A 16,398-nucleotide genomic window follows, 5' to 3' on the forward strand; every position below is an offset into this window, starting at 1 on the left:
CGCTTTGCATATCGGAGTTGACGTTGATCGCATAGCCGCTGTCGACCCACAGAATGTTGTTCCTTACCGACACGGACAACGCCTGTACCCGGATCGCATCTCCCGTGGGCGCATACACCGTGTTGTTCTCGATCTGCGTCTGGCCGTACGTGTGCGACTGGATCTGCGCAATCCCGCGGTTCCTCCACACCACGTTCCCACTCACCACCCCGTACACCCCGTTGATCCCTATCCCGGCGTTGTCGTACACCCGGTTCGACTCGATCCTCGAACTCCACTGCCCGATCCCGTCACCACGATTTCCGTAGACGACGTTCTCGCGCACCGTCGCATTGCTGGCGTCCACCCCATGACCGTTGTTCCACACGTCGTTCCACTGCGCCACCGCTGCGTCGTATACCCCAGACCATTGAAGTTGTTGCTCCAGGTCCGGTTGCCACTCCCCAGAACCGCATTGCCACTCAACGCGATTCCATGGCGGTTCCCCACGGCCACGTTGTCTTCCACCAGCACCCGGTTGGCCACGCCACCGCTTCCACCAACACTGAAACCCCAGCTGTTGTTCGCAAACGCCTCGTTGCCCACGATGCGCGTGCGCACCCCCTCGCTGTGCAACCCTTCGCCATTACCAACGAAGGTGTTGCCCTCGAACACCGCATCCATCGACCGTGACCAAAGCCCATACGACGAATTGCTCTCGAACCTCGACCCCACCACCGTCCACGCATCGTTCGACGTGTCCATCGCCACGCCCGAATGGCTGTTGCCAATCGCCACAATGTCGTTCAGCACCACCCCGTCGGAGTCCGCTCCATTCGCCGCCCCGATCCCGTGCTGCCCGCCCCGGAATACCAACCCCTCCAACGTCACATCGTCCGCACCCGCAAACTGCAACGCCCACGCCCCATTGGTCGTGTTGCCCCGGTCCAGCACGCTCCCATGCCCCGACGCACCCACTATCGTCACACCACTGTCGTCCGATGAAAGCACCACGTTGGCACCGAGAACATACGTACCGGTATCAACGAGAATGGTGTCCCCCGCGCCCAGGTTGTAGCGCGAAAGCACATCAGCGAGGGAGGCCATGGGCCTGTCTGGCGAAAGACCATCGTTGTTGACGGACCCGGCGGCCGTGGTGAACTCGTCGCCCTCCGTGGAGGTGTCATTCACGTAGTAGAACGAAATTGGCGTGATCACCTGGACCGGTGCGTCGGAGGTGTCGGCAATCGACGCATCAGCGACCGAGGAGATCCGGATCGTGTAGTTGCCGACCGGGAAGTCGGCCGCGTTCACCGTCCACACATAAGAGCCGTCGTTGCTCTCGCCGACCGATAGGGGCAGGAACACGTCATTGGTCGAAGGACCGGCGATCTGGATATCGACGTTCCCGGAGAATCCGGACGAGCGCCAACGGATGTCGACTGTTCTGCCCTGTGCGATGCGCTCGCCCCCATTCGGAGAAAGCACGGTGACGTACTGTGCCGGGCTGAGAGATGCCTGTGTCGTGCCTCCATAGGCGCCCAGGTTGACGTAACCGCCGTTGGGGGCCGGCTCCTGACTGAAATCGGTAGAGGACCGGCCACGGTCGATTGCGGGTGAAGTAGCGCCAAGGTGGACCGGTGTCGGCACGGCAACTTCGGAGGGCAAGCCGCTTCCCGGATCGAGCACCGGCACGAAGGATCCCGCGGCGAAGGTTCCGTAGGCGCTTTGCAGATGGAAATCGTCGTCTCGCCCATCCGACAGCGGACCGCTGTATCCCAGCACGTTGTCTGCACCATCAGTATCGACGAACAACGCATCGCCAGTAAGGCTGTTGGTGTCCTGCAGGCTGCCGCTGCGCCACGCCGCCAGTGTCGAGCGCGGCATACCCTGCCAGAAGCCGACCTGACCGGCACCGGTCACGTCATAGAGATTGAAATCGGACTGGAAGCCGGTGAAGCTGTCGGCGCTCACGTTGATCGCGATTCCGTCTGTCGACACAAGAATGTTGTCGAAGACCTTCACTCCGTTCCCGGTCACCGACAAGACATTGCCGGCGCCTTGCTGGATCGTGTTTCCCAGAATCTGCGAATCCGGGGCGCTGGCGAGAACGACTCCTGCGGTCCCGTTCGCGTAGATCAGGTTGTGCTTCAGGGTAGATCCGGAATTTCCAGCCGCCCGTACACCGGTGCCATTGGAATACACGACGTTACCGAGAAGGATCGAGGCCGAAACATCGATGCCGAAGGAGCCGTTGGCCATCACGCGGTTGCGTTCAACGGTAGCGCCAGAAGCCGAAATTCCGGTGGCGTTACCCGTTGTCACATTCGACACCACTCGTGTCCCTGAAACGCTGATGCCGGAACTCACATTCCCCGACGCAGTGTTACCTGCCACCACCACGTTGCCACTGGCCTCGATGCCATTGGCTCGATTCGAATTCGCGCGATTGCCGTTTCCGGCCGACAGGTCGGTATCCCCGACGAGTGTCGTGCCGGTGCTGTTGGAAACCGATAGGCCCACCCGGTTGCCGGTCGCAATGTTGCTTTGCACCTTGGCATTGCCCGCGTTCACGACGGCAAGCCCCAGTGACGTGTTGCCAGTCACGACATTTCGCGACACCACGCTAACCACACCTGCGATACGGATTCCGTTCCCATTGCCCGTCGCGATGGAATCCATCAACGACGCAATAGGCCCATCGATCCAGATGCCCCAGCCGCCGTTGCCGCTGGCGGTCAGGTGCGAGAAATCGGAGAACTGCGCGCTGGTGTCGATGGTCATGCCGTCCACCGAGTGGCCCGTCGCCGTGAGATAGGACGCGGAGAAGCTCTCCGACCCGTCGTGCACGTACAGGCCGCGGCCGCTGTTGACCAGCGAAAGATGCTCGACGGTGACGAAGTCGGCGTCGTTCAGTTCGATGAGACCGGCAAACCGCGTGTTGGGAATGGCCGGGAACAAGGTCGCGACGCGGGAGGCGTCGAGCGGACCGGTGATGCGAAAGCCCTCGTCGAGCCCGAGCCCGAGGTCGAGCGAGCCGGACAACGTGAGTGCGTCGATGAGCGGATAGTCGCCGGTGTCGATGCGCAGGACCGCGCCGGCATCGAGCGTGTAGGCCCGCAGCACGTTGACCGGGTTGGGCTTGGGTGCGGCCGCCGTCTTGCCGGTGTTGCGGTTGGAGCCGGTCGCACCGGGCGTGAACTCGTCGTTCGCGTCCGAGGCGTCATCGACCCAGTAGTCCTTGCCGTCCTCCGGCACCGAGAACACTTCCTGGCTGCGGTCCAGGACTTCCGGCGCATCCACGAGCGACACCTGGATGCGCAGGCGGTGGGTGCCGAAGTCCACGCTGCTCGCCTCGGGCGTCCAGATGAACTCGCCGTCGTCCGGCGTGGCCTCCACGATGCTGCGGTACAGCTTGGGACCGTCGGCCGTGTCCTGCAGCAGATCGATGCGCACGGCCGAGAAGCCGGTGTTGTTGGTGGTTTCCCAGCGGATCGTGAGCGGTTCTCCCTTCTCCCAGTCCGTGTAGAGATCCGGGAAACGCAGCGCGATCCGGCGCGCGGTTTCGGGCTGCGATTCGTGTGTGCCGAAGCCGTAGGCCCCCAGGTCCGGTGCCCAGGCCTGGGACACCACGCGCAGGAACGCGCCGTCCAGCCAGGCGTCGTTCGCGCCCGAGCCGACCCGCTCTGCCTCGAAGCGGAACACGACGGAGCGCGCGCCGACCGGAATCGACGCGCGGCCCCCCATCAATTCCCAGCGGTCCGCGACGTCCGATGCATCCACGGTCCTCTCGCCGACGAGATTGCCGGTGCCGTCGAGGAACCGCAGGACGATCTTGCCTTCGTCACGAGTGCCGTCGTCGGCACGCCGCACGCGCCCGCCGAACACGATGTCCAGCGCCCCGCTGTCGAGCGCCTGAGCGCTGTAGCCGGCCGCCACGAGATCGACGCTCTGCTGCGCGAAGCCGCCTTCCGTGTCACCGGCATAGAAGCGGTTGGAACCGTCCCACGCCGCAGGGGCGCCAGCCTTCACGCCGCCGCTGACGTTGACGGTCCAGCCGGTCGTCCCGGACTCGAAGCCCGGGTTGGTCAGCAGGTTCGCGTAGCCGGGGGGCAGCGCGCGATCAAGACGCACGTCGGCCATGTCGACCGACGGACTGGTGAAGCGCAGTCCGGCGACGGGGTCCCGCAGGCGGAAGTCGTCCGCGTGGAGGTCGAAGAACGCGGGCCGCGCCCACTGCGGATTGACCACGGTCGCGCCGATGGAGTGCAGGTCGAAGCGGGCGATGTCCGCCTGCCAGTCGAGCACGTCGGTGAAGTCCTTGGTCCAGTAGCCGACCTTGCCCGTGCCGCTCGCGTACAGATCGTTGTAGTCGCTGAAGAAGCCGGCCTGCGAGTCGTTGGCCACGTACAGGTCGTAGCCGGACTCCGCCCAGAAGATGTTGCCGATGACCTCCACACCGCTCGATGCGGTCTGTATGCGGACGTTGTCGCCCTGCGGCGCGTAGAAGGTGTTCTGATACAGCCCGACGCCGCTCCTGCTGGAGATCAGCACCCCGGCCGTGGTGTTGCGGTAGACGAGGTTGTGGTGGATCTGCTGACCGGTCTCGGCGCGGATGCCCATGCCGTTGCCGGCGATACGGCTGTACTGGATCGTGCCCTGGAATCCGCCGATCCCGGTCTCGTTCTCTTCGATCAGGTTGGCCGTGTCCAGCGAATCTCCGCCGATGGTGCCGGTACCCCGTACACCGGTCACGGCACCGGTCACGTGCTGATACTGGATGCGGGCATTCACCATATCGACACCGGTCTGGCCGCCTTCCACGTGGTTCACGCCGCTGCCGGCCACGAAGCCCAGGGCCCCGGCGCCTGCGACGGTTGTCCGGACGCCCGTCGTCGTGCCGCGGATCGTGTTGCCGATCAGTGCCGCGGCGGCGTCGTACTGGACGCCCAGCCCGCTTTCGATGAGGTTGTCCGCGATCAGGCCGTCGAAGGCCGCCGAGATCACCAGGCCGATGGAACCGCCGGAAACGTGGTTGCCGCGGATGTTCCCGCTTGCCGCTGCGCCCAGCGTGATGGAACGCAGCGTGTTGTTGCGGACACGCAGATCCGATGCCCCGATACCGCCAGGCGCCGTCACTTCCAGGGCGGATGCCGTGTTGCCGTCGATCAGCGCGTGAGCGACCGCATCGACGACCCGGATGACGCCGCTCACGTCGCTGACCGTCACCTGGGCACTGTCGCCGCCTTCCAGACGCACGTCTCCCGTGACGTGCGATTCCGTCAGCGTGAAGCGTGCCGCGCCCTGCACCGTCACCGCACCGTTGATCCGCAGGCGCTGGAACGTCACGTCCGCAGCGCCGGACGCGACGGTCACGGGTCCATTCAGCACGGCGCCTTCCGCGCCGACGATCGTCACGCCGGCATCCTGTGCCGAGATCGTGAACGGACCGCCGTGCGCACCGTGCACCACGATCAGGTCGCCCAGCCCGAGGTCGTTGCTGTCGAGCACCTGCTGCAGCGTCACGCCGGTAGAGGCGTCGGCGATGAATGTACGAGAGACGGCGACGGAACTGCCGCGCGCGAGGATGCCCGGCACGCCGGACGCGGCGTCCTGCCACGCGACGATGGGCAGTCCACCGGCGTTGGTCGCTGCGGCGAGCGCCTGCGCGGAACCACCGGTGAGGCTCAAGCCCGCACCGCTGGCATCGCCCGGCACTTCCTCGATGAAGCCGGCGCCGGTGTAGCGAACCGCGTAGAGCTGCGTCTGCGACGATTCGTAGGCGGCGCGGGTCCACAAGAGCCGCAGCACGCCGCCGCCGCTGGTGAGCACGGGATCCGAACGCAACTCCGGCGTGTCGAACGTCCCGCGCACCTGCGCGGCTGCGTTGCCGGCGTATTCCACCACCGTGATCGCGGCCCCTTCGTCCGAGAAGGTCTGCCACGCGGCGAACAGGGATCCCGCGTGATAGGCGAGCGTCGGACGGGCGTTGTACGACAGCGTTCCGGCGTAGGCGCCGTCGGTGGAGCCGCTCATCCCGGACCCGGTGCCGGAACCTGCGCGCTCGGTCCAGTTGCCGGACACCAGTTCGCGCAGATACGCCTGCCGCGCTCCCGTCGACGCGTCGATCTGCGTCCAGGCGACGGCCACCCGGGTGCCGTCGGTCGCGGCCGCCAGATCTTCGACCTGCACCGTGACGGCGCCGCCCGCGATCCCTGCGCCGGAAGCCCCGTTCGCGCCGAGCGCCTGCCACGTGCCGCCCGAGAAGGTCTTCGCGTAGATGCGCTTGGCGTCCGCCGCGCCTTCGAGCCAGATGACGGCCGGGCCACCGGCGGTGATCACCACCCTGGCGCTGTCGGCCTGCCCGCTGCCCGAGATGCCGCCGGCAGCCAGCGACGTGCCCAGCGATTCCCACGCACCCGCTCCGCCCTGCGCCGCGGGGTCGAACCTTGCCACGCGGATTTCGCGGCCCGTGGCCGTTTCCTGCGTCCAGGCCACGACCACGCGGCCTTGAGCATCGATCGCCACGCTCGGTGCGTAGGCGGGCGTCGCCGCGTCGCTGACGCCTCGCGCCGACGCGCTGGTTCCGAGCTGGATCCAGCCGCTCGCTCCGTGCCTGGCAGCGTAGATCTGCGGCACACCGGCCCGGGTGTCGGTCCACACGACCACGGCGCTGCCGTCGGGTGCGGTCGCCACCTGCGGTTCGCGGGAGAGGATGCCGCTGCCCGACACGCCGCCATCGCTTGCCGAACCGCCCAGATCCGCCCAGCGTCCCCGGTGATCCGTTCCGTCCGGCAGCGTGGCGGCTTCGCGTGCAACCGAGAAGTCGATGGCCTGGAGCGCGGGCGCCGCAGTTGCCGTGGGTGCCGAGAAGGCCGCGTTGTCGAGCGCGTCGCCGAAGTCGATGACGTTGCCGGAACCGCCGCTGGATTCCACCGCCACGAAGCCGGCCACGCCCTCGATCAGGTCGTCGCCGCCTTCGCCGAACAGCAGGTCGTTGCCGCCCTGCCCATACAGCCGGTCGCGTCCGGAACCGGCTTCGTTCAGCCCCGTCCCGAAATCGCCGTAGAGGGTGTCGACGGCGTTGTCGTCCTGCGCACCCGCGTCGGGGAAATGACCGTAGAGCGTGTCGTGATCGGCACCGCCCACCAGAACGTCGCTGCCGCCGGCACCCTGCAGCAGATCGTCCCCTGCGCCACCTTCGAGGATGTCGTCGTCCGCGCCGCCGTCCAGCGTGTCGTTGCCGGCGTACCCCCAAAGACGGTCGCGGCCAGCCCCACCCAGCAGCGTGTCGGCGCCGTCGTCGGAGCCGTGGATCTGGTCGTCGCCTTCGCCGCCGTCTGCCGTGTTGAGACCGAAGCCCGTATGCAGCACGTCGTCGCCGCGTCCGCCGAACAGCTGGTCGTTGCCGAAACCGCCCTCGATGAGATCCAGACCGCCCTGGCCGTGCAGAACGTCGTCGCCCCACTCGCCGAAGATCCGGTCGGCCGCATCGTCGTCCCCGGCGTCCGTGAGGCCGTGGCCGAAGATCGCGTCCGCGCCGTGGCTGCCATACAGCGTGTCGGCTCCGGTGCCGCCCACGATCCGGTCGCCGCCGAGTCCGCCGTCGACCCAGTCGATGCCTGCGCCCGCATCGATGTCGTCCGCGCCGCCGAGACCTTGGATGACGTCGTCGCCCTCACCTCCCTCGATGCGGTCACCGAAACGCAACGCATCGCCGAAATCAGGATCCGCCTCGGCCCCGTCTTCCGACCCGAAGAGGCGATCGTTGCCGGCCCCTCCCCGGAGCACATCGCCCACACCCGCGTCCGCCACGAGCAGGTCGTCGCCCTCGTCGCCGTCGATCTCGTCCGCGCCCTCGCCGCCGTAGAGATCGTCGTCCTTGCGCCCGCCGCGCAGGATGTCGTTCCCGCGCCGGCCCCAGCCGGTGACGGCCATGGTGAGGCCCGTGGCGATCAGCACGTCGTCGTCGTCGTCGCCCAGCATGGTCAGGCGGGACCCGGCAATCTCGCCCGTGAGGGACAGATGTCCTCCGGCACCCGCATCCGCGTTGCGGTGATCGACGGCGAACACGAGCGGGTCGTGCGCGAAGACCCGGCCCGTCACGGCGATATCGTCGCCGGACTGCAGCGTCACCGAACCGAGCAGCGCGGTCACTTCGGCGCCTGCGCCGACCACGATGTCCTCGCCGGCGGCATCGCTGTCGCGGGTGGTCAGGCGGATCTCGCCCTGTGCCGCATCCACACGTTCCACTGCCAAGGGGCCGGCGGTTTCCACCAGGAAGACGTCGGACTGCGCCAACGCCAATACGAGCGCGCTGCCCGACAGCTGCGAATCGATCTCCAGATCGTTGAGGTGCGAGCCGATGCCGCCACCGTTGGCGCGCAGCACGATGCGGCGTCCCACGACGTCGGCTTGGGCGTCACCCAGTGCATCGACGATGCCTGCCGGTGACGTCAGGAATACGTCGCCGGTGGTGGACACGATCCGGCCCACGCGCATGTCGCCGGCGAGTTCCGCAAGCGTGATGTCGCCATTGGTGTGGACATCGATCGCGCCGTCGCCGGTGAGATCGGTCGTGCCCACGAGGGTCATGCGAGTGCTGCCGAACGCAGCCGCGATGCGGATGTCGCCGCCGGCGCGCACCAGACCGAAGGTGGTGAGACTGTCCACCGCCGTGGCGCCCGTGCCGAAGATGCCCATGGACGGCACGAACATGGGACCGCCGACGTTGGACTGGTAGTGACCGAGGTACGTGCCCTGCGAAGCCGGTCCGGGAGTCCCTGCGAGCGCATCGATCGTCGGCTGGTACCACGTGACCGTCACGGTGTAGCCCGACGGAGCGGCGGACACGGTCGTCTGCTCCAGAGCCGGCAGCAGCAGCACGTCCACGTCGCCGCCCGCGTCCAGCGTGCCCAGAGCCAGCGCGAGGGGGCCGGCGGCCGCATTGCGGTCCAGCAGGCGAAGCTGCAGCGCCATGTCGCCGCCGGCATCGGCATCGAGCGTGGGCGTGCGGCCTTCGCTTTCCACCAGTTCCACGGCAAGACGAGCGGCCGTCGAGGCGATGTCGCCTTCGACCTCGATGTTCGCGACGTTCGTGCGGATGAGCGCGGAAGCCGACGAGCGGATGTCCCCGCGACGGTTGATCACTTCCGTGAGTCCCAGCGGGTTGTTCACCACCCCTTCGAAGACGATGTCCGGCGTCCCCGCCGAGCCAAGATTCGCGATGTCGATGCGCGTGGGGCCGTACTCGTGCGCGATGTCGAAGTGGAACTCGTTCTCGTCGGCATCGATCCTGACCGTGGCGGTGCCCGAGCGGTCGACCGGATCGATGTCGTTGATGACGAGATCCTTGGTCGACAGGTTGGTGATGTTCACCGTCTCCCACGTGTGACGCACGGTGAGCGTGCCCTGGTCGCCATCGATCTTGCCGTTCACGCCGCCCTTCAGCTGCGTGCCGAGGACGTCGATGGCGTAGTAGGACGGATTGACGCGGAACCGCGCCGATCCGGCGTTGCCATCGTTGCTGATGTCGTTGACGACGATGCGGTCGCCCAGGTCCACGGCATCCAGTCCACGCTCGACCACGATGCTGCCGGAGGCATTGACGAGCAGTTCCGGCGTCGGCGCGGACAGCAGCACCGTGTCGGCGTTCCAGGTGATGTACCGGTCCCATCCCAGCGGCTGGAAGTGCGACGTGGCCTTGGTGCTGACCAGACTCAGGTCGGGCTTGTCCGCGCTGGGGGCCGCGATGGGCAGGCCCAAGCTCACGTTCGCGAACACATCGACGTTCTTGGAAGCGACCACCGCGTCGGGTTCGCCGATGATCCGGGACATGACGCGGTGCATCGACCAGGCATCCGCGTCCGCGCTTCCGACGGCACCCGCTCCCCAGGAAGTCGGGCGGGCTTCGGTGGCGATGCCGGTGTGCGTCGCGACGATGCGGGCGTTCTCGACCCCGGTGAGGTGCGCGCCCGAATCGATGCGCGTGACGGCGAGCGTGTTGACGATGGACACGGCCACGGCATCAGGATCGACGCCGAAGCCGCCGGCGCCGGCGTACGACGTGGTGACGAGCTGCGTGGCGTCCACACCCGCATCGACAGTGAGATTGCGCTGCGCTCGCACGTCGGCGTTGGCACCCACGCCCACCGTGATCGTGCGCGGGGTCACCGCATCGGTGGAGGACGCTCCGATGGTGTACCGGGCATCCGCCGTGCCGCCGCCGATGAAGGCGCCGCCGCTTGCATTGGCATCGGCGCTGCCACTGGCGCCCGTGCGGGCGCGCAGATCCACATCGTTGTCCGCAAGGATGTGCGCCCCGGCGCCGATGTCGACGGTGGTGGTCGGCAATGCCTGCACGTTCGCATACGCGCCGCTGGACGAATAACCCAGTGAGACGGCACCGGCCACCGCCTCGGCGATGGCGGTGTGACGGCTGTCGGCCGTCACGTCCACGTCGCGCCCCGCCGTGATGAAACTGCCGTCGGCCACGCGAGCGGTGACCGTGTTGCCGAAGGTGACGTTCGCGTTCGACGTGCCCAATCCTGCGAGGCCTGCACCGCCCGACGTGCCGGCGGAGACGGAACCGTTGGCGAACGACTGGGAAATGACGCCCACGTCGCTGCCTGCCGTGAGCTGTGCCGACACGCCTGCACCTGCGGTCACGGTCGGGGAGACGGTGACGTTCGAGTCCGCACCGCCGCCCGAGATGAACAGGGAGTACGACGGCCCCTGGCTCGACGCACGCGAAACACCGTCGGCCCCCAGGGCATCGAGCGACGCGGAGATGCCTCCAGCGCCGAGAAGGCGCTGCATACCCGCACCCGCCGACGTGATGTCGTACGCCAGCCATTGCTGCCCGGTGAGCGGCGCACCGTCGAGTTCGATGCCTTCGGCGCCGATGCGGTGCGTGCCGCCGGCTCCGGTCGCATTGATGTCCAGCGCCGGTCCCCCGGCCGTGGCAGCGAGACGGAAGCTGTCGGCGTCGTTCACCAGCACGTAGTAGGTCTGGCCATCGACCAGCCCGGTGATCGCACGTTCCGCCGCCTTCTGCAGGCTGTGCTTCGTGAGCTGTGCGGCCGAGGACACGGAGAGGTTCACGAACACGCCGTTGGCGAGGTTCTGGGCGCTCGTCGCCAGCTTCACCGTCGTGGCGTCGACCGCCTTGACGAAATAGGTGCCGTTGGCACTCAGGCCGCCCAGGGCGGCGGCCGGCTGGTTCGTGGGGCGCTCGAGGACGATGTCCTCAATGCGGTAGACGACCTGGTCGCCGTCCACGAGACCGTGCGGCTGGGACTCCGTCCCCAGCGCGATGGTCTCGGCCGTGACATCCACCCCGTTGGCGTAGAAGTCGAGCTTGCGCGGCCCCCGGTAGGTAACGGCCTGGTTGGCGGCGAATCCGTGTCCGGCGAGCGTGACGAGATCGGTCGACGCATTCACGGCCCCCGCCGCGAAGGTCTTCGTGGTGGCGAGTGCCTCGGCCTGTGTGCGTGCGAGCTTGACCGTGCGGTCATCGATCACCCGCACGTAGACGTCCTGGCCGGAAGCGAGACCGCCCGTCAGAGGTCCGCCGTCGTTGCCGATCTTCAGCCGTTCACCGTCGTTCAACCCATGCGGGGCGTCGAAGCGGATCACGTCCTGCGTGCTGTCGACGTTCGTTCCCTTGAAGGGAACGCCCAGCTTGATGGTCGTGCCGTTCACGTAGATGACGCCGTAGCCGCGCTCGTCCTGCAGTCCGCCGATGACCGTGCCGCCGTCGGCGAGGTAGGTGATGCGATCGCCGGTCTTGAGACCGTGGGGCTTCGTGGTCGAGAGCGTGTCGTCCTGCGTGCTCACTCCGGACCCCGCATCGAACGATCCATCACTCACCTCGGCGTTGCGGCCGTGGGTCGCTTCGAGGGTGATCGAACCGGTGCGGGCGGTGACCGACGAGGGCCGGACAGCGCTGGAGAGGACCTGCGCCGACACCGTGGGCGTCACGCGCGACGTGCCGTCGATTCCCCCGAACGAACCGAGCAGGCCGATGGACATGCCTTCGGCCACGGCGTCGCCGTCGGTGCTGGAATCGGCCCGCACGACGACGTTGGAGCCCACGTCCACGTGCGCGCCTTCGCCGATGCTGGCGGTCACGGTGGGGTCCACGGTGGACACCACCTCGGAAAATCGCGCCACGCCCAGCGCGCCCAGGTCGGTCGTCTGGCCCTTGGCATCGGCGCGGTCCACGCCCTTCGCATCGATCACGAGGCTGCCCGCGTCCACCGTGGAGTTCATTCCGACCGTGGCACTCACGTCGCCCGAGGCCTTGGCCCGCGTGTCCATCAGCCCGCCGCCCACCAGCGACGCGGAGAAGCCGTTGCCGCGCGAATGGGAGAAATTGAGCGCACCGGCGCGGATGGAAGCCACGCCGTTCACGTCCAGTGTCGTGCCGTCCGCCAGGCCGGCGCCGACGTCCGTGTCGTTGATCGTCTCGGCGAAGGAGACGGAGACCGCAGTGATGCCGCCCGTGGGCGCATCCACGGAGGCATGAGCGCTGCGCTCGGAGCCGCCCATCACCTGGTGGATGGGATTCATCGTCGCCGAGTCCACGTTGTGGCCTGCCGCGACGTCGACGCTGCCCGCCGTGATCGAACCGCCCAGGGACGCGCTCACCGAGGCATCGCTGTTGGCCCTGGCGCGGTTGTCACCGAAGGCAAACGCGAAACCGATGGTGAGACCGAAGACGTCCGACTGGACGTCGTGGTCGGTGTGCGCATGGACCGACACGTCGCCGCTGGCGTGGATGGCCGTTCCGGAATTCACGCGGGCGCGGACCTCCGGCGTGACATCGGCGAAGGCGAAATTGACGTTGGTGGCGGTGCCGCCGACGGACGGCGCGAGCGTCGTGAGATCGGCGTTCACGCGCGAGATGGCCGTCACTTCCACGCGTCCCACCGCGTGGTCGGCCGATCCGATGGACGCGGACGCACCGATCGCGGCCACCGTATCCTCGGCCGAATTGTTGTCCACGCCGATGCGCGTGAACGAGGCGCCGGACGTGCCGGCCCCGGAGACGAGCTGGCCGGTCAGCGCGACGATGTCCTGGTCGCCGATCGAGCGCACCAGCACCTCCTGCGCGTTCGGCACTGACGTGCCATTGGCGAGAAAGGCGGAACGCGTGCTTGCATCGCTGATCGAGGACACCGAAGCGCCCACGCTGAATGCGCCCCCGGCCGACGAGAGCGCCTTGTGATCGACGTCCTGCTCCTGATCGGCGAGAACCCACACGTTGCCGCCGGCATCCAGCACACCGCCAGCCGAGGCGCGCACGTTGAGCCCCAGGGAGAGGGTGCCCACCGAGACACCCACGCCCACGAAACCGCCGGCAATGCCGCCCAGCCGCAACGCGATCTCGTCCTTCTCGTTGGCGTGGACCTCGATGTCCTCACCTGCACGGATCTCGGCGCCGGCCTGGATGACGGCCTCCGTGCCCTGCGTCGTCGCCGTGCTGTTGATGGCTTGCGTGATGGCGGTTGCCGACGGGGCGGCGTTGTTCATGCGGGACGCGGCGCCGCGCGCGGCGCCTGCCATGCGCTCGTTCGCGCTCGTCTGGTTGTCCGACGTGTCGCCCTGGTTGTACGAGGTGAGCATGTCGTTGACCTGGTTCCGTCCGGCCGCGGCCTGGGAGCCGGCGTCGCCGTCGGCCGTGGCCCCGTTGTCGCCGCGCATGGCGTTGTAGGACCGGCCCTGGGCGTCCGTGTAGTTCTTGCTGATTGGCGTGCCGAGCGACCACACGGAGATGGCACCCTGCACCCCGACGAGACCGCCTGCGGCGCTGACCGTGTAGCCCTCGAGATCCTTGATCGCGACGGCGCTCACCTCGACGTCCCGGCGTGCCGCGACCTTGGCGCCCGCCTGGATCGTGGCACCGACATCGTTGTTCACGTTGCCCACGCTCACCGCGCCGCCGACACCGACGAAGCCGCCGCCGACGCCGCCGCCGATGACCAGGGCGCGCATCTCGTTGGACGCGCCCACGAACACCGTCTGTCCGCCCGAGGCCGACGCGTTGTCCGCCGCCTGGTTGATGAGGGCGTTGCCGCCGATGAAGGCGTTGGTATCCGAATCCACGAGCGTCACGCCCACGGCACCGCCCACGCCGACGAATCCGCCGGCGCCGGCAATCGTCAGCTGCAGGATGTCCTCCTTCGATTCCGCCTGCACGGTGAGGCCGTGTCCCACGCTGCGCCCGAAGCCCGTGGCCTGGCCCGCGGCGTCTTCCAGGATGTCCCCGTTCAGCGAGGTCGCGAAGCCGTCGTTGCGGCCGTCGGCATCCACGGTCGCGCCGGTGCCGACGAACGCCATCGTGTCCTTCGTGATCATCATCACGCCCACGGCGGCGCCGGCACCGACGAATCCGCCGGCGAGCGACGCCGTGATGAGATCGATGTGGGTGTCGTCGGTCGCCAGGACGACCACGTCGCCACCCGCATCCACACGGGAACCGGCGCCGATGTAGGCCGTCGTATCGTTGTCCAGGCTGGGCACGTTCACCGAGCCGGCCACGCCGACCACGCCGCCGGCGAAACCACCGCCAAGGATGAGCAGATCTTCCGTGGCACGCGCGGCGACGTTCACGTCGTCCGAGGCGAACACGGACGCGCCGTCGGCGACGAAGGCCTCCACGAGGCCCTTCAGCACCGAGACGCCGACACCCGTGGCCACGCCGACATATCCGCCGGCGCCGCACGCTTCGATCGCGAGGTAGGAAAAGTCGCTGCCCGCACCCACCAGCACCGACTGACCGGCATGAGCCCCCGTGCGGTCCTCGTTGACCTTCGCGTTCTGGCCGATGTACGCGCGGGTGTCGGCGTCGATCACGTTCACGGAGGCGGGAACGGCCACCGCCACCTGTCCGCCCGCGATGGAGAACGTGAAGGTCTCGATGTCGTCGCGGCTCGTCGCGGTGACTGCCAGACCGCGGAAGTTCGTCGCTTCCTTCGCCGTCGGTGTCCGCTGCCCGCTGAACGATCCGTTCGTGCGGTAGTCGCTTCCGTCCTGACGCGGATCGAGCTCGGCGATCTCGGGAATGCCCACTTCGCCATCGGCTGCGGAGACCTGGCGGCCTTCGCTGATGTCGACGTTGCCGATACCCGTGGCGCTCGGCGCGTAGGTGATGCCGAACTCGCCGGTCTTCGACGTGACGGCGGACTGGCCGTCCGCCGTGACCCGCGCGCCCGCTCCGATGAAGGACTCGGTGAACTTGTCGATGACCGCCACACCGGCGGCACCGCCGACTGCGGCCGTTCCTGCGCCCGCGGCACTTCCGACGATGAGGTCGATCTCGTTGCGATCGTCCGCGGCGACGACGATGCTGCCGACCGCGTGAACGTCTCCCGCGCCGGCCGAGGCGATGCCGTCCGACGGATCGTCGCCGATGAACGCCCGGGTGCGGATCGTGTAGACGGGAATCCCCGCGCCGAACATCACGGCCACCGTGCCGGCGCCGCCGGCCGCCGCGGTGATGTTGGTCAGATCCTCGGAGGAATCCGCCAGGACGCGGATGTCGCCGTCGGTGAATGCGGTGACATTCGAACCGATCGCGGCTTCCGTGCGCTTGGTGAAGGTGTTCACGGACACGCCGGCACCGATGCCAGCCGGTGGAACCGGCACCGATCGCCCCGGCGACGACGATCGCCGTGGGGTCGTCCTGTGCGTCGACCAGGATGCCGCCGGTTGCCGCGCCTGCCGCCTGCGCCGTCACGTGCGCGCCGTTGTCGATGAACGCGCGCGTCGTCTCCTCCAGCACATTGACGACGGCGGACGCACCGATCCCCGCAGAGCTGCCGCCACCGCCCGCCGCCGCGATGGTGATGAGGTCTTCCGTCGACCACGCGGCCACGCGGACACCCGCCACGCCGGCAGCGGTCACCTCCGCGCCCTGGCCAATGGACGCCAGCACCTTGTCCTTGTGCACGAGCGTCGTGTTGGACACCCCCACGCCGGCATCCGGTCCGAAAGCGATACCACCTGCCACCAGCTTGGCCGTGAAATCGCCCGTCGCGGACACATCCACGCCCTCGCCTGCGTGGACGATGGCGCCGATGCCCGCGCCGCCTTCGATCGCTGCGAGCGCGGTGGTATCGAGTACCTGAACCGATATGGATCCGCCCACGCCCACCGAGCCGCCGGTGACACCCAGCGATGCGGCGACCGAGACGATGTCCTCCGACCCGTCCGCCAGCACGACGACGTCACCGCCCGCCTCCACGCGCGCTCTCGGGCCGATCACCGCGCGCGTCTCCTTGATCAGCACCGTCACGTCGAGCCCGATGCCCACCCCGGAGCCGTCGAGACTCCCCGCCAGCGCGCCGGCGATGTTGGTGATGCGCGTGTCATCGATCGCGCGCACCGAGACGTCCTGGGCCTGGCCACCCGCGG

The 16,398-nt window shown here is 68.0% G+C and carries 1 protein-coding gene and 1 pseudogene; both read right to left on the reverse strand.

Going from position 1 to position 16,398, the window contains the following annotated elements; translation table 11 throughout:
• Positions 1-228: 228 nt before the first annotated feature.
• Positions 229-15,597 carry a right-handed parallel beta-helix repeat-containing protein gene (locus tag IPK20_22690; protein MBK8019200.1) on the reverse strand — a complete coding sequence of 5,123 codons (15,369 nt, stop codon included), beginning with the start codon at positions 15,595-15,597 and terminating at the stop codon, positions 229-231.
• Between the two features lie 25 nt (positions 15,598-15,622).
• Positions 15,623-16,270, reverse strand: a pseudogene (locus IPK20_22695) (hypothetical protein).
• Between the last annotated feature and the right edge of the window lie 128 nt (positions 16,271-16,398).

Source organism: Betaproteobacteria bacterium (assembly GCA_016713305.1).
Lineage (GTDB): Bacteria > Pseudomonadota > Gammaproteobacteria > Burkholderiales.